Below are 20,658 nucleotides of genomic sequence, written 5' to 3' on the forward strand. Positions count from 1 at the left end.
GTCTTTTTAAATTATAAACGAGGAGATTAATTCTCCTCGTTTGGTTTTAACCCTTCTTCTTCATCAATTTGACTATATATTAATTTAAGCTGTCTCGTAATCAAGAAAATTGTTATTCCAGATGCTATAATATCTGATATTGGAAAGGCAATCCAAACACCTAACAACTCTAGACCAAATATTCTAGGCAATATGATTACTAAAGGTGCTAATACAATAAACTGTCTTAACATAGATAGTATCAAAGCTGGTATAGCTTTTCCTAATGATTGAAATAAAGTTGCTCCAACAAATTGAATACCTACTAATGGAAGCATAAGGATTACAATCCTAAATACCCTTGCTCCTTCACTTATTAAATATGGATCCTCTGTAAAAGCACGTACTATAAATCCGCCAAATACCATTCCATTTATCCAACCAATTACTGCGAAAACAGTGGCTACAATTAAAGTTAAATTAATTGTTTGTTTAACCCTTTTTATCTTATTAGCCCCATAGTTGTAACCAACTATAGGCTGCATACCATGTACAATTCCAATCATTGGTAAGAATAAAAACATTATAATTCTATTTACAATTCCAAAAATAGTAATAGCAACATCACCACCAAACACTCTTAATGTATTATTTACAATAATAGCAAAAAAACTATTGGTAGATTGTTTTGCAAAAGCAGAGAATCCAACAGAAACAATTTCTTTCATAATTTTAAAATCTGCTTTAAGATGCTGTAGCTTTAGTTTTAAAGCACTTTTTCCACTTAGAATATAAGTCATAACAAAAAGAAAAGAAACAAATTGAGAAATTATTGTAGCCAAAGCAGCCCCTTTAATGCCCATATCTAAAAAGTAAATAAAAATTGGGTCTAAGGCAATATTTAATACTGCACCGATTACCATAGAAAACATTGCAATAACAGCTTTTCCTTCTGCTCTTACTATATTATTAAGATTTACTGCAAATGCAAAAAATACACTCCCCATAAAAATAATTGTCACATAATCTTTAGCATAAGGTAAAATTGTTTCTGTTGCACCAAATAACACTAAAATAAAGTCTGTAAAAACCAATCCAATAATAGCAAAAATACCACTTAAAAACAATAAAGAAGTAAAAGAGTTCCCTAAAACCTTTTCAGCTCTTTCTTTATCACCTGCACCTAGGCTCCTAGATATAGCTGAGGCTGCTCCTATACCAATTAATTGACCAAATCCCATTATTAACATCTGAATAGGAAATGCTATAGCCAAACCAGCTATCCCTAAATCGCCTACCCATTTTCCAATAAAAATTGTATCAACAATATTATATAATGCATTTACTGTCATTGCAAAAATAGAAGGAAATGCTAAATTAAATAGTAATCTACTAATTTTTTCTTCTCCAAGGCTTCTTTTTTGCCTAAAATTAACGCCTTTAGTCATATGTATCCTCCGTATCAATTTAATGTCCTAGTTTTTTTCAATATTTTTAATGATTATATTTAAGTATCTACTTAGATCACTAATCTCATTCTCAGATAATCCTTTTAATGTATCATTCATTGTTGTCTTGCTGCACGTTTCTAATAGTGGCAATTTTTCTCCAGCTTTGTCTGTTAATATAATGAATTGAGACCTTCTATCCTTTGGATTGGTCTCTCTAGTAATCCACCCACTCGTTTCTAAACGCTCTAAAACACCTGTTATGGTAGGTCTATTAAATCCTAATCTCTTTGCAATCAAAGCTGGTGTAAGGTATTCCTCTTTTTCTTCACATTTATTATATCTATCAATATCTCTAATGACTGCAAATTGCTGTACTGTTAACCCTATTTCTGTTAGTTGACCTTCCAAGTGGTACCTTGTCATTCTTGCAGCCTTATTTAAAAGATACCCTATACTAACATTACATTTCTCTTCACTCAATTATTATCCTCCTTAGTGTAATTATTATTAAATAATTAATGCTTTAACTAATTTTTTATCAAATAATAAAGGGACTTAGTCACCTCTAAAAGCTTTTAGTGACTTCCCTTCAAAATTTTATATGCTGAAAAGAATTTTTTCTACTACAAAAAATGAATATAAAATAGTTAATGCATTAACTATTTTATATTCATTTAGTAATTAAGTCAATAGTTCCCTAATACAAATTTCTTTTTAATGCCATAAAATTTAGAAACCCTTTATTTCTTAACTCACAAGCTGGACATTCCTTGCAACCCGTTCCTTTTATCCCATTATAGCAAGTTAATGTTTCATTTTCAATTACCTCTAATACCCCTAAATCATCTGCGAGTTTCCACGTTTCAGCTTTATCAATCCACATTAAAGGTGTATGTATATTAAATTCATAGCCCATTGCCAAGTTTAATGTAACATTTAAAGACTTAATAAAAACGTCTCTACAATCGGGATAACCACTAAAATCGCTTTGTGATACGCCAGTAACAATATTATTAATGCCTTTTTGCTTAGCAATAACTGCTGCATAAGTTAAAAAAATCATATTACGACCATCAACAAAAGTATTGGGTGTTCCTTCTATTGGCGCATCTTTATCCACCTGTATATCATCTCGTGTTAAAGCATTAGGTGCCAATTGATTCAATAAACTTAAATCTAAAATATGATGCTCAACATTATATTTCTTACAAATATCTTTTGCACAATCGATTTCTAAACTATGTTTTTGATTGTAATCAAAGGTTACGGCAACAACTTCTTTAAACCTTTCCTTTGCCCAAAACAAACAAGTTGTACTATCTTGTCCACCACTAAAAACAACAACTGCTCTTTCTGTAGTCATCTACCTTCCACCTTTCTAAACGCCTCTTTCATCAGGGTTCCAAATAATTTTGTGTAACTGCAACTGTAATGAAACGTCATTTAAATGATTTGCTTTCATATACTCTACAATATCTTCATAATTAATTACATTAAATACTGGACTTAAGAAAATGTTGGTTTTATTTGTTAAATCATAATCATTAATTAACCCTCTCGCCCTCTCTAAATCTTCCAAATTACCAACCACAAATTTTAGAGTATCGTATTTGGTTAGGAACTGTAAATTGTCTAGTTCCATATGCCCTTCCATCTTACTGCTACCTAATTTATAATCCATTGTAAATGATGGTGGACGATCCATACCTTTATGAAAAGGCTCTAATGGAACGCTTCCATTAGTTTCAATCTCTACACTTAACTCATTATCAGAAGATAAAAGGTTTAATAAATCTATAATATTATCTTGTAGCAAAGGCTCTCCACCAGTAATGGTTATATTTTTTATATTCGTACTTTTAATATAGGAATAAATGTCCTCTGAAGACATTTCTGTATACTTTACATCTGTATTATTGGCCCACATCGTATCACAATAACTACACTCTAAATTACAACCAGCCAATCGAATAAAAACAGCCAATTGTCCAGCTTTCCTACCTTCTCCATTAATACTAACAAATGTTTCAACAACCTTGTAACTCATAACAACACCCTTTCCTATTTCTCAAAAATAGCACTATTATTTGGTGTTTCATAGACAACAACTCTTCTTACATTATATCCTTTTTTTTCTAATTCCTTAAAAAAGTAAGCAGAAAAATTCTCAGCAGTAGGCCTAAAATCCACCTCTATAACATAAAAATCATCTTCTAACAAACAACTTAGCGTCTCTTTTCGCATAGTCCCTCTTTCAATAATAAGAGCATGGTCAAAACCATCCAACAAAACCTTCAAATCCTTCTTCAAATCAGAAAAATCAACAACCATCCCTTTACGTTGACCTTCCTCTATCAAAGTCTCAGACTGAACCTCAACCTCAACAGTCCATCGATGCCCATGAATATTCTTGCACTTCCCATCATACCCTGCAAGAAAATGAGCACTATCAAAACTATGCAATGTCTTCAATAAATACATAACCAATCTCCTATCAAAAAAAATAATTTACTTAACTTACTTCACCACTAAATACAATATGGGTTTAAGTGACTTCCACGACATCAGTATGAGAATACTTATGGAAATAAAGTGACTTTTAAATATTTTCCATAAAATCTTAGTGAAGAGAAAATCAATATTCCGTAAAAAGCCTTAACTGTTTGACCGAAGGAAGTTTTTAAGGCTTAGGAATAATGATTGTAACGAACTTAGATTTTATTAAAATATTTAACGGAACTGTTTTACATAAGCATTCTCATACGGAAACTCCCACGAACACAAATTAAAAAAACTTCAACCCATAATAACAACACCCTATAGCCCCATTCCACTGTGGCTCAGCAAGAGTTACAACCTCTTCATAATCCCTCTTTAAAAACTTATGAATTGCCTTATTATTAGCAACACCACCAGAAACAACCAACTTCTTCCCCTTAAACTTAGTAAGCATAGGCCTTAACCTCTGATAAAGGGAAAAATTGATCCCAGCACACATCGCCTCTAAAGAAACCCCTTCTGCAATCTTCCCAATCAATTCAGACTCAGAAAAAACGGCACAAGTAGAATTTAAAGTCACAGGATTCTCATAAAACCCACTCATCTCATCAAGAGAAACTTCCAATACACTAGCCATATTCTCTAAATAACGACCACAAGAAGCCGCACATTTCTCATTCAACTCAAGATCTGTCATAATCCCCTTTTCAACTTTGACAACCTTAATATCCTGCCCACCAATATCCAAAAGAATAAAATCATCCAATCCAGTCTGAAAGCGCGCCCCATAAACATGGGCCTTAATCTCATTAATGGCCTTAAACCTACTCAAATCCGTATTATTACGACCATATCCAGTGGAGATCCCAACATCGAAGCCATCAATCCCAATCTTCGAAACATCCACCTTCAAAATACCATCAAACGAACAGCATTCTTTATAAAAGGACATGGTACTCATCTTGTCCTTAAAAACAAGCCCATCCCCATCAAACATAGCAATCTTAACTTCACGACTCCCTAAATCAATCCCTAAAACACGCATAAATAATTCTCCTCACAAAACCAAACAATCATTAAAGTAAAAGTAGGTTTCAAAGAAACCACGAAAAAACTATAATAAGCTAAGTAAGCAACTTACTAAACAACGTCAAAGTATGATAATATCTTTGTGATTATGTACCCTCTTAAATATCTTACTAGAAATTCTTAGTGAAGGTTAGGTTAATATTCCGTAAAAAGCCTTAAATGTTTGAGGGGCAGCGATCATAAACCATATCCAAAAACGCCTCAATGCGAAGCTTCGTCCGAGCATCCAACCGATTAATCTTATCCCCTTCAATATGCAAAATAGGAATATCCAACTGACTTTTTAGATAAATGTCTTCAATAGCCCTATGACAAAAAGCTTGTGTATAATGAACTAACGCATCTAATTGACGATCTTCAATCTGTTTTTTTAATTCTTTCAATCTATACTCATTATCATAAGGATAAGTATAATCATAATATTGCTCATAAATATTAGCTGCTTTCTTATATCTAGGAAAAGCAAACTCCCTCTGAACTTCATTATAAACAAAATGGGCGTTATGGTTTTCTACATAGTCATAAATATCCCCTGTCATTGGTGGCACACCAATATACCCCAACCGAATAGCTTTATTAACGGATTCTCTATTCTTCCCAGAAGCAATTACATTATCCAATTCATTACTAAAGGCCTCTGGAGACCCATTAAAATCGCTTAGACTAACTTGATACAGATGGTTTTCAAAGCCTGTAATTTTACCATCTATGTAGGTTAATTCATCTATTTCTTTCACTTTTTCTCGAATAGTATTTAATTGAATTCTTACTTCTTCAACCACTTTTTCGGAGACATTAAAGATATTCATAAATTTTTGTATCTCTTTTTTAACATCTTCTAACCTATGACTATGAGGAAAAGAAAAAGAATGTATTTTTATATTATGAAGGCTTAAAACTTCTAATAATGACTTTGTATTAGAACAATCTCCTTCAACAACACCAATGATTTCATCAATGCCCTCTTGAATACAAACCCCATAAATACCTTTTATCCAAGCACAAGAACTTTTAGGAAATCCATCTCTTTCAGCAATATCTATATAATTTTCATACTCAGTTGAAGTTACAAAAATATTATTCAAATCCACTGGCTCATACCCTGCTGCAATAAGTACTTCCACAGGAACTGTTGTTGTAATCCCTATTTTTTTCATAATGACTCCTTACTATCCTAAAATTAAACACAAAAAAAAGGACACTTTTGTCCTTAAACATAACTAGACTAGGAAAACATAGCATTTAACAATAAAACATAATGCTTTACTGTTAAATACTATATTATTAGTCCTAGTTTTGTTTATAGACAGGATGGTTTCGAACTGTCTTCAAGGTTTTTGATTTTTACTCAAAAACCTCTCTTATACTATTTATTAGTTTAATTTACTACTTAAATCCTTGTGTATTATACCGTATATTTACTTATAAATCAATATTTTTATAAATTCTATATATCTATTTATTATGAATTATAAGTAAAGCCTACTCTTTTTAAACCTTTAATGTGTATTTCATCTCCCAATTCTGGATTAAATATAATCTCCTTTACCCCATCTTCACTATTCGCATCCATTCTTTCATTAACGATTAATCTGCCTTCTCTATAAAGGAGAAAATCTCCTTTACCTTCAGCTGGTTGGAAAACATAATCACCTTTTTCAATATCTAAACCTACAATCCAAGTACCCGTTGTTAACTCACTTCTTATATACGTTTCAATAGGAATAAAATTCACCTTTGAGAGTCCTGTAATTCTTATTTCATTCCCCTCTTCTAAGTCTGTTGTTATTGATTCAATACCTTCCATATCATCAAAAGTTTCATCAAATACAGCCAATCCAAAACTTGTATCAATGATTGTAAATGTACCAATCCCATCTCCGGTGATTTCATATCTGCCTGCTGGGATTGCTACACCTACTATATAACCTTCTCCCTCACTTAGAGACATTTCTTTTGCCTGACTATTGTCTCTTTCTTGTAAAGCAATAGGTTCATTATTGCCACATCCCGTAACCGTTCCAACCATTGTAATAAGTATACAAATAATAATCGTTTTTTTCATAAAATCCTCCTCACCTTTTATTATGTTAACTCAACTGCAACTTTAAAACCTTGGAAGTTTTATATATTACTTTTTAAATTCTACATATTCTATATCCACATAACCTTTAGCTCCAGGAACTTCCTCATCTATTGCAAATATGCCTACTTTTGCACCTACCCACATTGCCTTTTCTGGTGAAAAATACTCTGTTACCACTTCATCTTCTTCTCCATCTAAACTAATACTAAACTTGCACTCACCTGTATCATAGAATTGAATTTGTAACCAAACAATTTTTTCATTATCCTTTACATTTAGATGTTTCTCCCATTGTACTTCTTCTTGTAATACACCATCAATTACTTTTGACATAACATATTGAAGATATAGCTCTTCTTTTATCTTTTTTATTCCTAGATATGCGTATTTTCCTCCCAAAGCAATGACACCTGTCTTTTGCCCTTCTTCTAGACCAAAAACATCCATTTTTACTTCCATTATAAATTCTGGTACTGGTATTTTCTGAGTCAGTATATTGGCACAGTTCCAAAGAATCTCATTAGGTTTTTTCGTTGGATTAATAGGGAATAGTCTTAGATGTCCTGGTCTTTCTGATGTAGAGTAAAACCCTTCTTTTACATTCCCAATCCATTGCCAAGATAATCCTAATCTGCCATTGCTAAAATAATCACTTGATTCTGGTTCTGTAGGCATTACATCAGGACAACCTGATGGTTTTCTATATTTTAATACAGGTTCTCCAACACCTTCTTCATTAGGATTCACCCCTATTATTGGCCAATGATTTTCCCAAGTCACAGGTTGCAAATGAACAATTCTTCCATATACCCCTTTGTCTTGAAAATGTATAAACCATTCTTCATGACTTGGCGTATCCACCAAACCACCTTGATGAGGTCCATTAATATTTGTACTTCCTTGATGCATGACTATTTTTTCTTCGTAAGGCCCTAAAATATGAGTTGACCTTAAAACCGTTTGCCATCCATCTTCCACTCCACCAGCTGGTGCAAAGATATAATAGTAACCTTCTCTTTTATATACTTTAGGCCCTTCAATAGTAGGTTGTGTGATTGTTCCATCAAAAATGATTATATCTTCACCTAAACAAATCGTTCCGTCCATTGACATAGGAAATATCCCAAGTTTACTATTAAAACCAATTCTACTCTTCGCATAACCATGGATGATATAAGCCTTTCCATCGTCATCCCAAAAAGGACAAGGATCAATAAAACCTTTTCCAGACCATACACATGTTAAAGACGACCATTCTCCTAAAGGATCTTTTGTACTAGTCATAAATATGCCTTCATCTGGCATTCCAACAAAAATCCAAAACATATTATTGTGATAACGAATACTAGGTGCCCATATCCCCTTACCATATGCAGGTTGGTTATATGTATCAAAGGGTAATTCTTTTACTGCATAATTTTTTATTTCCCAATTCACTAAGTCTTTTGATACAAGGATAGGTAATCCAGGTACACAATTAAAACTAGATGCTGTCATATAAAAAGTATCCTCTACTCTTATGACATCTGGATCAGAATAATCCGTAAAAAGTATTGGATTTCTATATTTACCATTTCCTAAATCTGCTTTCCATAATAAGTTCTCAGCCATTTCTCCTCCATCTTCAATCAAAAGAGACGGTCCTTTTGATTATCATCATTCATTATCATTCTATTTCATCTTAACCTTATCATAACAAACCATTATTTATTATACAAGAATTAATCAAGAAGAGCCGTCCCTACTGATTAGAAAAGGGATAGCCTAAGCTATCCCTTTTTTGTTTTCTAGTTCTATTAAGTTTTGTATCATAAATAATAAGCCTTTAAACCCTACAAAAGGTGTATATGGATATATATTGCGTTTTACGATATTAGGATTACCTATTTGAAGGCTGATTTCACTTTGATTTGCTAATTCTAAAGTAGACCCATCTGCTAATATTAAGTAAACTGGTGTTTCACTAAGGTATTCTTCTATTTCAGCTTCACTTTTGTCAAAGTCTATTCTAGTAGCATACCTTGGTGGTATTAGATCTTTAATTTTTTTACACATTTTATGTTTTACAATAATCTTTTCAACTTCTAATCCCAATTCTTCTACTAGGGATGCTAAACCTACAACGATATCATAATCTCCAACTAAAACCACTTTTTTATTATCCAAAGCTCTAGTCATAAATTTATAATTCATTAAATATTTTCTAAGGAGTGTCATCTGCTTTCCAATATATTGTTGGTCTAATTTTAATTGGAATTTTTCTTTAATTTGGTTAATCCATTCCATAGTGCCTTCTAAACCATATGGCTTACCGTAGTAATAAGGCAAGTTATGTTCTTTTTCAAGATAATCAGCTGCTTTTATGCCTTCTCCTCTTAATACTAGGTTGAATTCGCTACAGGCAGTATTCTCAATATCATCAACTGAAGTATAAGCTGTAAAAATAGTATTGGATTCGAATCCAAAAGCCTCCTTCATGATGCTTTTTATTTCTTCTACATCTGATAAAAAGTTATAGCTGTCTATATTGTTACCAATAATGTTATAACTTCTTAATTTCTTAACTTCTGTTTCTTGAACTATTTCTTTGCATAATAAATGCATTGTATTCTCTACACCTAAAGCATAATCTCCGCTAAAACCACCTGTAGTTACAGGAATGAGTTTTGCATTTATTTTAGGCTGCATTTCAAAGCAAACACTTTCTATATCCGTTCCTATAATGGCAGATATTGAAGAAGCCATTATAAAGATGTACTTTGGATTATGTCCAGCATCTATTTCTTCTATTGCTTTTTCTAATCGTTCTTGATCCCCAAAAGAGATATCTGTTTCATTGATATGTGTTGTAAAAACATTGGCATTATGTTCCCCATTAAGGCCCATAGTCCCTTCAATAGCAAAGTGAGTTGTTCCAGCAGGACCAAACTCTATGATATACACATCCTCTATAGAGGTTAACGTCCATAATGTACCCATTCTATCTGATGGGGTAGGAAAATATTTATACAGCTCCATGGGCTGCACCTCCTCGTCCTGACATCATTGCTGTCATTTTTCTTTTCAATTCTTCTTGTTGTCTATAAGATACTAATATTTTATTCAGAGTATAAATTGGTACTTCATATCCTATTTGTTTTGTAGAGTCATCTAATGTTACTTGAACAATATCTCTTTTCATTAAATTCATAGGGTTTTCATGACCTATATAAAAATTAGGCTTTAATGTATCATAGACTTTTCCCATAGGCGCAATATTGGCTATTTTACTTATGTATGGATTGTAATGATGTGCCTTTATTTCATCTATAAAGATGTCATCATTTTCATATAATTCTCTTACTTGAATTAATGCTGGCTCTAACCCTAAATCACATAGAAAACTAGATACCTCAAAAGCCATCATTGGTGTATTTCCATAAATAAATGTTTTGCCTTCTAGTTCCTCTTTTACTGTTTCAATTAATCCATTTAATTCATTTTCCTTCTCTACCAATTGATCTAAAATGGATATACCTAAAATTTCTTCAATCTTAGAGTACTTCTCTCTAATTCTCTCAACAGATAAGTGCTTACCAAAGAAAACATATGGTGTACCAAATGTCTCTTCCATCTTTCTAGCCAATGATAAGGCAATAAAATCAGTCACAATATTTAAACCTGCTTTTGGTACTGTTTTTAATTCCTCAATTGTACACTTTGAAGGAATAACTGAATTAATGGTTATGCCTTCTTCTAGTAAAACTTTCATTAATTCTGTATCTTCTACCCCTGATTGTCTATGTCCTAATATATTAATGGCTTTTTTATCTATCTCACATTTTTCCATTAATGTAATCAACTTCTCTAAACTTCTTTCCATACCTGGAATATGGCTATTACATTTAAAATGTTCTGTTGGCACTACTAGAATTTTTGCATTCACTTCATTCTCTAGTTCTCTTCCTAAACCTTCAACATCTTCACCAATTAATTCTAAAACACAGGTTGTTACAACCATTATGGCATTGGGTTTGATCTTTGTATCTATTTCTTTTATCACTTCTCTTAGTTTTTTCTCACAACCAAATGTAATATCGTGTTTATTGGTCACTACTGAGTAAAAATTATCTTTTCCTTTTTGTCTATGATGGGCAAAATTCTTAACATAATAAGTACATTCTTGTGTACCTGCTACTAAAACGACTAAATCCTCTATAAAAGAAGCAATCATTGCCACCCCGAATAATGGACAGTGTGTCCCTGGAAAAATAGCATGGGACAATGCGCTTATATCTTCTGTTTTATTAATATCATTTAATGTTGAGATTTTAGACAACTGCAATTTTGTGTTCATTATTAATACACCTCATTTCACATTCTTTACAAACACCAACAGGATGAATGATAAATTCATCTGTTACATCTTTTTTTATAAAAACATCCACATTATAAACATCTCTAATGAGTTCCCTTGTTAGAACCTTTGATGGTTCACCTTCTACAACTAAGTTCCCATCTTTAAGGACCACTACTTTATCACTATATTTTGCTGCTTGGCTTAAATCATGTAAAACCATAATAACAGTAAGCTTTAACTCTTTATTTAATTTCTTAACCAGTTCCATAACCTCTAATTGATGACAGATATCTAAATATGTTGTAGGCTCATCTAATAAAAGTATTTTAGGTTGCTGAGCTAGTGCCATTGCAACCCATACCCTTTGTTTTTCTCCACCTGATAATTCTACAACTCTTTTATTTCTAAATTTATTAATGGAGGTTTGATCCATAGCCCATTGGATAATCTCTTGATCTTCTTTGTTCCTGGTTTCATACCATTTTTTATGTGGCATTCTTCCATAATAAATTAAATCTTCTACCGTTACATCTTCAGGTGTTCTATTGTATTGAGAAAGCGAAGCCATTTTTTTAGCTACTTTTTTCACATTCAAAAGACTCATATCTTCCTTATCTAAGAAAACAGCACCGTCCCTTTGTTTAAGAAATCTAGAAATTGTTTTTAATATAGTGGATTTTCCTGAGCCATTTGGTCCAATAATGGATACAATGTTCCCTTCTTCTACACCAAAAGAAAAATCATTCACTATAATTTTATGATCATATCCTATACATAAATTTTTTGTTTCTATCATTATGCTCTACCCCTCCTTAATAAATACAAGAAAAACGGTCCTCCAATAACGGCCATAATCACACCAACTGGTAATTCAATAGGTTTCATAACTGTTCTTGCAAAGGTATCCCCCATTAAAAGGATGGAGCTTCCTAGCAAAATACTAAAAGGCAATAAATATTTATAATCCGAACCAATAAGCAATCTTGCTATATGGGGAACAATCAAACCAACAAATCCAATAATACCAACAACAGCAGTAGAAATCCCTGCTAAAAATACCGCCACTAATGACAAAAGTACTCTATATTTATTGGTATCTACCCCTAGATTAGATGACATTTCATCTCCTAATTGCAAAATATTTGCCTTTCTAATACAAAAAAGAGATAAAATTAGCCCAATAAAACTATAGATGGCTAATACCTTTACATCTCCCCATTTTTTTCCTGCCATACTACCATTGACCCAAAGTAAAACCCCTTGAATTCTATCACTATATAAAATAGATAATAGTGAAGTTCCACCTCCTAAGATAGCATTTATAGCAACCCCTGCTAAGATGATTCTTAAAGGCTTTATTCCATCTTTCCAAGCCAATATGTAAACTGCAAAACAAGCAATCCCTCCACCAACAAATGCTGCAATAGGAACCAAATAGCTGTATTGGGGAAATAAAAGCAATATGATAATGGCTACTAAGCTTGCTCCTGCAGAGACCCCAGTTAAACCAGGGTCTGCTAAAGGATTTTGCATAACGGCTTGGAGCAATGCACCTGCAACAGCAAGATTGGCACCAACCATTATAGCTACTAGTATTCTTGGTAGCCTAATGTTTATAAGAATGTTTCTATCGGAAGTCATATCACTATTTATAAATGCTTGAAATATTCTATTGTAACTATACTGTACACTTCCCATTCTAATAGATAGTAGTATAAAAAATATGAGAAGAAGCATTGAAGCTATAATAACATAGTGTTTTTTTTCCCTTATTTTATCAAACATTTAACTTCTCCTATTTATAAAGAATTTCTGCCATCTTTTCTAAAGAGTCTTTCGCTCTAACATTTGCTGTAACACCAAAATAATTATTATCTAAATCGTATACTCTATTGTTTTTAACTGCATCTAAATTCACCCAGAATCCTTGTGCGAACTCTCTTTCAAATGCGGCTCTAGTTGCTTCTGGTGCAGCATGAGATAATCTTAATATTACATCTGGATTAAGATCTGCTACTGTTTCTAAGCTAAATGGAATATATGGACTAGGTGGTGCATTTTTTATGTCGTCTGTCACATTAATCCCGCCAAGTTTTTTTACGATACCTCCTGCATAAGATCTTTCTGTTGCTAACATAAAGCTTTCAGGTGTACCAAATATTATCATTACCCTTGAAACTTCTTTATTTTTTATAGATGCTAAAATTTCTTCTTCTTTGTCTTTCATTTCCTTAACCAATTCACCAGCTCTATCTTCTTTTCTAAAAAAAGAACCTAACTCTTCAAAGTTTCTCATAACATCATCAAAAGAATTGTTTATTAAAAACATAGTTTCTAAGTTTTGACCTTCTAATAATGCTTCAATGTTTTCTTTTAAACCATTATCTGAAATATAAAGATCTGCATTTAACGATACAATGAATTCTAAATCAGGACTCATTGCCGTTCCTATTTGTGGGATGTTATCATATCTACTTGGTAATTTATGAGCTGTAGAAACAACACCAATAGGTGTAATATCTAATAAGTCTAAAAACTCTGCTGATGCAACAGTTCCAGCTATTACTCTTAATGTTTCTACTTCTTCAGGTTCCTCATTAGTTACAACTTCTTGAATCCCATCGCTTACAACAATTGTTGGAGCAACTTCATCTTTTTTTGAACAACCTATTACTAATAACCCTAAACTTATGATTAATAAAACACTTAATATTTTTTTCATCTTTCTTATTCCTCCATTATTTTCTTAGCTAAATCAATATAAATATTGCTCATTTCACTTTCTTTAAAAGCTTCCACTACTGTTTTTCCATCATTTTCTGCTTCTTGTACTAAAGGATTTCTTGGTATGTAATGAAATATATTTGTATCTATTTCTGTACATAATCTCTCTACTAAGTTCACTTCATTTTCTACATTTTTAGCATTTAGGATTAATCCTTTTAACTTTGCATAGCCTTTAGATTTAAATTGCTTTACAGCACTTGATATGTTAGATGCTGCATACATTGACATCATTTCTCCTGATGTAACAATGTAAACTTCGTTAGCATATTGATTTCTAATTGGCATTGCAAACCCCCCACAAACAACATCTCCTAATACATCATAAATAACGATATCAGGATTGTAATTTTCAAAGGCTTCTAGTTCTTCTAGTTTTTCAAAAGCAGTGATAATACCTCTACCTGCACATCCTATTCCAGGCGTTGGACCTCCTGCTTCTGCACAAAGAACACCATTGTATCCCTCAAATATGATATCTTCTAACTCAATATCTTCTTTTCCTTTCAATACATCAAGTACTGTTGGGATAAACGCACCTTTCATTAAATTCTTTGTGGAATCTGCTTTAGGGTCACAACCTACTTGCATGACTTTATACCCTAAGGTTGATAAAGCTGCTGATAAGTTAGATACAGTGGTAGATTTACCTATACCACCTTTTCCGTATATTGCTATCTTTTTCATTACAAACTCCTCACTTAAATTTCTAGTATACCGTTAATAAAGGCTCTAGCTGCTTCAAAATCCTCTTCATTTGGATGTAAGGCAGCTTCTTGATGTCTTTTTAATCTTTCCTCAGTCATTTGATGAGGTGAATCAGTACTGGCTTGTTTAAACATTTCAGTAATTCTAGGATTAATTTTCCCCTGACATAAGAAATTACCTAAGACTGTATTGTGTTTTTCTAGAATTTCTGTTACATTTTTCTTAGTTGTTTCTCCATGCTCTGAATCTGGATAAGCACCTAATGTTCCAAAGGTGATTACTTTTTTATCTGATAAGGTTTCCATAAAGTGTAACATTTCTTTATTTGGTTTTGCCCTATCAACCCAGTAACCAAGAATTAAATTTTCTTCTATTACATCACCTTGAAACTCTTGTAGATCATATATTTTAGTATCTTCAGGCATAGTTTTTAGTATTTCATAGGCTACCTTTTTTGTATTACCTGTAGCTGATGAATAAATAATTACAGAACTCATTTCAATCCCCCTAAATGATAATGTTTCTCAATTGAACTTGCATCTCAAATAATACACTATTTTTCCTTTTCTTTACATCACTATATTTTGATTTTTTATAATATCTTTTGAACTTCTGTTTAATGTTAATTTGTATTTACACTTTTAAAATAAAATGTTATTATTGATAATGATTATCATTTTAAAAAGAGGGGTGTGTTATGGATATTAATATACATTATCCTAGAGAAAATATAGATGAGTATTATAAGAATTATAAGATGGAAATATCACTTATAAATAAGATATGTACAAATGAATTAGACGAGGCTTTAAATATATGGGACGACCTGATAAATAAAGGGTTTTTTTATGATATATCAGGTAACAAAGACACCATACGCTCATTAAAAAACCATATGATTGGTCTTTGTTCTTTATTATGTCATAATGTAATTGTGAGGGGTGTTTCACCATATACAGCTAAAGCGAAAACAAAAGCTTTTATAAGTCTTGTTGAAAAAACTTCCTCTATTATAGAATTAACTGCTATAGGAAAAGATATCATAACAGCCTATAGCAAACAAGTCTCTTCCCTCGTTAAAGTAGAAGATGAATGTATAAAAAAAGCACTTAATTATATACATAATCACTTAGGAGAGGATATAACTCTTGATGAGGTTGCTAATGAAGTTTGTTTAAGTAAATGTTATTTTTGCAGCCAGTTTAAAAAAGAAACAAAAATGACTTTTTCTAATTACTTAACCCATATAAGAATTGAAAGAAGTAAATTCCTCTTAAAACATTCTGATAAAAGCATTTTGGATATAGCCATTTCCCTCGGTTTTAGTAGCCAAAGCTATTTTTCTTCACAATTCAAAAAACATACCAATATGTCTCCAAAGAAATATCGAAGTTCTATGCTATAGTAAAAAAGGGTAAAAATAAGGATACTTAATTCAACTAAGTATCCCTTTTGTTTATATTGGACAATATTCTCTTTCAATGAAATTAATTATAACTTCTTTTGAGTTATCATATCGATTAAATATCTCTGATGCTTCTTCTGGATTGTGATATACTTTCCAGTATTTATAAAATAAATATCCTTCACCCTTATTCTCAATAAAAGCCTCAACATCTTCTATTGGGATTCCTAAAAAAATACCAACCTCATGTGGGCAACTTTCAACTTCAAATCTGTTCCTTAATATATTTAACATCTCTATTAAAGACATTTTTTCTTTATATCCAATGTTTTTTAAAAACTTTAAAGAGTCCCTTTTATACAAATGTTCTTCTAAAAAATCTTCTTTAAAGAATAGAACAAGTTTTTTATTGTGATCGCCTTTAATTTCATAAAAATTCAAACCTAATTCATCGCATACTTGAAATTTATACTTTTGCCATAATGTTAAAAGATTTTTTTTACTGGCATTAAAGCTAATCAGAGATGAAGGTTTTTCATCTTCAATTGTTGGTGCAGCGTTATATGCGATTAAAGATGACAAAAATTCTTTTCCTTCTAAATTTTTAAGTAAAGTGTAATATTTTAATTTCATTGTATTATCCAATATAGCCACATCCTTTTTACTTAAGATTCCTTCCAAAAACTCTACATTCTTCTAAACCATCATCATCAGGTGTGTTTTGAATAATCAACCCTTCTGATAACAAATTAACACCCATATTTTTGATACGCTCTTCCCAATCTCTCATCCACTGACCATCGCCCCAATCATATGAGCCGAATAGGGCTACTGCTTTTTCATTTAAATCTACTTTCTCTAATGATTCCATAAAAGGCTCCATCTCATATTCTTCTAAAACTTCATCTCCCATAGATGGGCATCCAAAAGCAACAACATCAGAGTTTAAAACTTTATCAACAGAAGCTTTATTAACATCTAATACTTCAACAATTGTGCCACCTTCTTTTGCACCTTCTGCAATTGCATCTGCCATAATTTTAGTATTACCAGTACCACTCCAATAAATTATTGTTATAATTTTCATAAATATCCTCCTTTTATAATAATATTTATACTTTTACCACCTTGTATATTTTACCAAATATTGATAATGAATGTCAATATCATCTTTCTACTTATTGTGTTTAATTTTACACATTAAAAAACACATAATGATAAATTATCATTATGCGTTTTTTAACTTACTATCTATTATCTAGTTCTTCATACTCTTGTTTTTTTGATATACTCTTGTATGCTGGTCTTATAATCTTTCCGTTATTAACAATCTCTTCAATTCTATGAGCACTCCATCCAACAATTCTTGAAATTGCAAATAATGGCGTATATAATTCTTCTGGTATTCCTAACATTCTATACACAAATCCAGAGTAAAAATCTACATTAGCACTTACGCCTTTATACATTTTTCTTAAATGTGCAATTACTTGTGGCGCAACTTCTTCTACTTTAGAATATAGTAAAAACTCATCTTCTAATCCTTTATCTTTAGCAAGTTTTTCAACATATTCTTTGAATATTACTGCTCTAGGATCTGAAACGGAATAAACTGCATGTCCTATTCCATATACAAGTCCTGATTTATCAAATGCTTGTTTTGTTAATATTTTTTCTAAATAAGCAAATATCTCATCTTCGTCTTTCCAATCTTTGATGTTCTCTTTAATATCATCAAACATTTGAACAACTTTTATATTAGCGCCTCCATGCCTAAAACCTTTTAAGGAACCTAATGCAGCTGCAATAGCTGAGTAAGTATCTGTTCCAGAAGATGTAACAACATGGGTTGTGAAAGTTGAATTATTACCACCACCATGTTCTGCATGTAATACCAAAGCTAAATCTAATAAAGTTGCTTCTAGCTCAGTATACTTACTATCTGGCCTAAGCATATGGAGAATGTTCTCCGCTGTACTTAATTCAGGTTTTGGACTATGGATAATTAAACTGTTTTTATTATAATAATGGTCATAAGCTTGATACCCATATACCGCAATTAATGGAAAATAGGCTATCATTCTTAAAGATTGTCTTACTACATTTTGAACACTATTATCATCAGCTTTTTCATCATAACTGTACATAGAAAGAACACTTCGTGCAAGCACATTCATCATATTTTTACTCGGTGCTTTCATTATTATATCTCTAACAAAAGAACCTGGTAATTCTCTAAAAGTTCCTAACATTTGTTGAAATTCTATTAATTCATTTCTGTTTGGAAGCTTGCCAAACATTAGTAGATACGTTGTTTCTTCAAATCCATAACGATTATCTGAAACAAACCCATTTACCAAATCATTTATGTCTATTCCTCTATATCTTAATCTACCTGGTACTGGTATGGTTTCATTTTCATCTATAATGTATGAGTGTACTTCACCAATTTCTGTTAATCCAGCCATGACACCTCTGCCGTTTATATCTCTAAGGCCTCTTTTTACTTCATATTTTGTATACAATTCTGGATTTATATAGCTACATTTTTCTGCTAGATCGCTTAATTCATTTAATCTTGGACTCTCAATTTGATCGAGAAATTTCTTTTTGCTCATAATAATCCCTCCTAATTATCTTATCTTTTATCTTTTTATTTTCCTTTTTTACTTTATATATACAAAAACATATCTAATTTAATCGTAGGTATAAGGCTTTGTTTTAAGTACAGAGTTGTTAATAGAAAGAAACAAAAATCCCAGTTCCCATAAGACGTGTCAAAAAACACGTGATACGAAAATGTATTTAGAGATATGTATAGCTTTATATATTTACACTATCGTATTATAATTATACTACATTCTAGTCAATAAATAAAGCATGCAATTTTTCAGTTATTTTGTAAATAAATGAAAAGGAAAAAGCTTTGTATAAATAAATTACACAAAGCTTGGTTAAAAATTCTTTCCTTTATTAATTACTTTTATATAAATGCACTGTATTGTAGTCTCCGTAAACTGTAAGGGACATAGTTTTTTTAGTTAGATTATAAACTACAGACCAAGCCTCTCCTTCTTTAATCACTTGTTGTTGCAATAACTTTCAGTCTTATCTGTATTAAATTTCATAATAGTACACTGTTTCTAAGTCGTTATGAAAAGTTACTGCAACGGTTCTTTGGGTTAAATTGTATACGACAGACCAGAATTGACGATTTGCTTGGGAATGTAGTAATTCAAGTGCCTCTTCGACAGTTAATATACCATTTGATGCAGTTAAAGTTCTTTCAAAATAACTATAACGTTTGCACCCTCTCCTTGGGTTCGGGTTATTATACAGTTGATGATTGGTTATTATTTGATAATCTTTTTCTTGATCAATAACTTTCATTTCCTTATTAACAAATTCTATAATTATGGAATCTCCTGTCGCATCAGCAAATATAAAGTGGGATGGATAATTTTTATATAATGCAATATTATATTGAGATATGATTTCAAGTGCTTCTTCAACGGTTCCAGCTTTATCTAAAATATATCGTAAAATTGTTATATCAAAAAATGTTTTTTTATCTTTATCAACAGGGGCTTTTGAACCCTCTAATGTTAATGTAGACACTGCTAAACCTTTTTCATTCATACCGTCAACGATTAGGTATGGTGCAGCCAATGTCGTAAGTTTTGACTTCATTTTAGTATCATCTGTATCATTATTCCAACCAAAAAAAGCATAACTTCCCATTGCAATAGATTGATAGCTATTTTTAGGGTTTGTTTCAATTACCACTGGAATGGTATAAGGATAATCAAAGTTTTTTGCAAAAATTCTATCCCCTTCGGGAGTAGTTGCTGTAAAAACAGCACAGCCTTGAAAATCATAAATTTCATCCCAACCATCTAATAATCCATAAGCTAGGTTATTTTTTATAAAGCTTTCTAATTCTTCTTCACTAGATGCCCCTTTCTCAATGTATTTATCAAAAGAATACCCACCATAATACTTCATCTCATAAAATGGCAAGTTTCCTACTTTTTTAATAGATGCAATGGTTGCAATTTCATTATGAAACAGTCCAACGAACATTAATATTGGTACTATAATTATACTTATTACGATCAAAAAAATTTTTCTAATAGATTGCTTCTTCTTTACTTTTCTGCCATTTTTAATCTCTTTCATGTATAACCCCTCCATTAATTGTTATTACAAAAATTATAATACTTAACAGTATTGATTCAGTGAATTTCCTTGCCTTTTCATTGCCCATTGTAGTTTAATTTAACTCATAAAAATGGACTGTATTCATTAGCATTATTTG

Annotated in this window: 21 protein-coding genes; 1 reads left to right on the forward strand and 20 read right to left on the reverse strand. The window is 31.6% G+C overall.

Annotated elements, in window-relative coordinates; all coding sequences use genetic code 11:
• Window positions 1-26: 26 nt before the first annotated feature.
• The 16 genes from EDC18_RS05375 to EDC18_RS05450 form a co-directional block, all read right to left on the reverse strand.
• Window positions 27-1,427 carry an MATE family efflux transporter gene (locus EDC18_RS05375; protein WP_132251074.1) on the reverse strand — a complete coding sequence of 467 codons (1,401 nt, stop codon included), beginning with the start codon at window positions 1,425-1,427 and terminating at the stop codon, window positions 27-29.
• A 27-nt stretch (window positions 1,428-1,454) separates the two neighbouring features.
• Complete coding sequence (locus tag EDC18_RS05380) at window positions 1,455-1,910, reverse strand: MarR family winged helix-turn-helix transcriptional regulator (protein WP_132251076.1); 456 nt, start codon at window positions 1,908-1,910, stop codon at window positions 1,455-1,457.
• A gap of 217 nt (window positions 1,911-2,127) precedes the next feature.
• A complete protein-coding gene (gene queC / locus EDC18_RS05385; RefSeq protein ID WP_132251078.1) occupies window positions 2,128-2,793 on the reverse strand; it encodes a 7-cyano-7-deazaguanine synthase QueC in 666 nt (221 codons plus the stop codon).
• Between the two features lie 15 nt (window positions 2,794-2,808).
• Entirely contained in the window at window positions 2,809-3,477 is a 669-nt protein-coding gene (gene queE, locus EDC18_RS05390; RefSeq protein WP_132251080.1) for a putative 7-carboxy-7-deazaguanine synthase QueE, read from the reverse strand.
• A gap of 14 nt (window positions 3,478-3,491) precedes the next feature.
• The gene (queD, locus tag EDC18_RS05395) at window positions 3,492-3,911 is read right to left on the reverse strand and encodes a 6-carboxytetrahydropterin synthase QueD (protein WP_132251081.1); all 420 of its coding nucleotides are present in this window, start codon (window positions 3,909-3,911) and stop codon (window positions 3,492-3,494) included.
• 304 nt (window positions 3,912-4,215) lie between these two features.
• Window positions 4,216-4,974, reverse strand: coding sequence for an acyl-CoA dehydratase activase (locus EDC18_RS05400; protein WP_132251083.1), 759 nt, complete (start codon window positions 4,972-4,974; stop codon window positions 4,216-4,218).
• 199 nt (window positions 4,975-5,173) lie between these two features.
• On the reverse strand, window positions 5,174-6,175 hold the full coding sequence (locus EDC18_RS05405) for a 2-hydroxyacyl-CoA dehydratase family protein (protein WP_132251085.1): 1,002 nt from the start codon (window positions 6,173-6,175) through the stop codon (window positions 5,174-5,176).
• Between the two features lie 305 nt (window positions 6,176-6,480).
• Window positions 6,481-7,083, reverse strand: a complete 603-nt coding sequence (locus EDC18_RS05410) for a hypothetical protein (RefSeq protein WP_132251086.1) — start codon at window positions 7,081-7,083, stop codon at window positions 6,481-6,483.
• 66 nt (window positions 7,084-7,149) lie between these two features.
• Window positions 7,150-8,715 carry a glycoside hydrolase family 43 protein gene (locus tag EDC18_RS05415; protein ID WP_132251088.1) on the reverse strand — a complete coding sequence of 522 codons (1,566 nt, stop codon included), beginning with the start codon at window positions 8,713-8,715 and terminating at the stop codon, window positions 7,150-7,152.
• 153 nt (window positions 8,716-8,868) lie between these two features.
• Window positions 8,869-10,122 (reverse strand): nitrogenase component 1, encoded by a 1,254-nt coding sequence (locus tag EDC18_RS05420; protein ID WP_132251090.1) that lies wholly within the window; start codon window positions 10,120-10,122, stop codon window positions 8,869-8,871.
• A complete protein-coding gene (locus tag EDC18_RS05425) occupies window positions 10,109-11,440 on the reverse strand; it encodes a nitrogenase component 1 (RefSeq protein WP_132251092.1) in 1,332 nt (443 codons plus the stop codon). Before EDC18_RS05425 ends, EDC18_RS05420 begins: the two co-directional genes overlap by 14 nt.
• Window positions 11,415-12,239: an ABC transporter ATP-binding protein gene (locus EDC18_RS05430; RefSeq protein ID WP_132251094.1), complete on the reverse strand. Its 825-nt coding sequence runs from the start codon at window positions 12,237-12,239 to the stop codon at window positions 11,415-11,417. Before EDC18_RS05430 ends, EDC18_RS05425 begins: the two co-directional genes overlap by 26 nt.
• Window positions 12,239-13,228, reverse strand: coding sequence for a FecCD family ABC transporter permease (locus tag EDC18_RS05435; protein WP_132251096.1), 990 nt, complete (start codon window positions 13,226-13,228; stop codon window positions 12,239-12,241). The genes EDC18_RS05430 and EDC18_RS05435 overlap by 1 nt, the downstream gene beginning before the upstream one ends.
• Window positions 13,229-13,238: 10 nt before the next feature.
• Complete coding sequence (locus EDC18_RS05440) at window positions 13,239-14,165, reverse strand: ABC transporter substrate-binding protein (protein ID WP_132251098.1); 927 nt, start codon at window positions 14,163-14,165, stop codon at window positions 13,239-13,241.
• A gap of 5 nt (window positions 14,166-14,170) precedes the next feature.
• The gene (locus EDC18_RS05445) at window positions 14,171-14,914 is read right to left on the reverse strand and encodes a nucleotide-binding protein (RefSeq protein WP_132251100.1); all 744 of its coding nucleotides are present in this window, start codon (window positions 14,912-14,914) and stop codon (window positions 14,171-14,173) included.
• 14 nt (window positions 14,915-14,928) lie between these two features.
• Window positions 14,929-15,432, reverse strand: coding sequence for a flavodoxin family protein (locus EDC18_RS05450; protein WP_132251102.1), 504 nt, complete (start codon window positions 15,430-15,432; stop codon window positions 14,929-14,931).
• Between the two features lie 200 nt (window positions 15,433-15,632).
• Here EDC18_RS05450 and EDC18_RS05455 point away from each other — a divergent pair, with 200 nt between their 5' ends.
• Window positions 15,633-16,340 carry a helix-turn-helix domain-containing protein gene (locus EDC18_RS05455; protein WP_132251104.1) on the forward strand — a complete coding sequence of 236 codons (708 nt, stop codon included), beginning with the start codon at window positions 15,633-15,635 and terminating at the stop codon, window positions 16,338-16,340.
• A gap of 51 nt (window positions 16,341-16,391) precedes the next feature.
• On the opposite strand, the gene EDC18_RS05460 is transcribed toward EDC18_RS05455, so the two are convergent.
• The 4 genes from EDC18_RS05460 to EDC18_RS05475 all read right to left on the reverse strand — a co-directional run bounded on the left by EDC18_RS05460 (window position 16,392) and on the right by EDC18_RS05475 (window position 20,519).
• Window positions 16,392-16,985, reverse strand: coding sequence for a DUF3793 family protein (locus EDC18_RS05460; RefSeq protein ID WP_165878488.1), 594 nt, complete (start codon window positions 16,983-16,985; stop codon window positions 16,392-16,394).
• Window positions 16,986-17,001: 16 nt separating this feature from the next.
• The gene (locus EDC18_RS05465) at window positions 17,002-17,427 is read right to left on the reverse strand and encodes a flavodoxin (protein ID WP_132251108.1); all 426 of its coding nucleotides are present in this window, start codon (window positions 17,425-17,427) and stop codon (window positions 17,002-17,004) included.
• Between the two features lie 160 nt (window positions 17,428-17,587).
• Entirely contained in the window at window positions 17,588-18,958 is a 1,371-nt protein-coding gene (locus EDC18_RS05470) for a citrate/2-methylcitrate synthase (protein ID WP_132251110.1), read from the reverse strand.
• A 499-nt stretch (window positions 18,959-19,457) separates the two neighbouring features.
• Window positions 19,458-20,519 carry a linear amide C-N hydrolase gene (locus EDC18_RS05475; protein WP_165878489.1) on the reverse strand — a complete coding sequence of 354 codons (1,062 nt, stop codon included), beginning with the start codon at window positions 20,517-20,519 and terminating at the stop codon, window positions 19,458-19,460.
• Between the last annotated feature and the right edge of the window lie 139 nt (window positions 20,520-20,658).

The sequence above is a fragment of the Natranaerovirga pectinivora genome (genome assembly GCF_004342165.1).
GTDB classification, from domain to species: domain Bacteria; phylum Bacillota; class Clostridia; order Lachnospirales; family DSM-24629; genus Natranaerovirga; species Natranaerovirga pectinivora.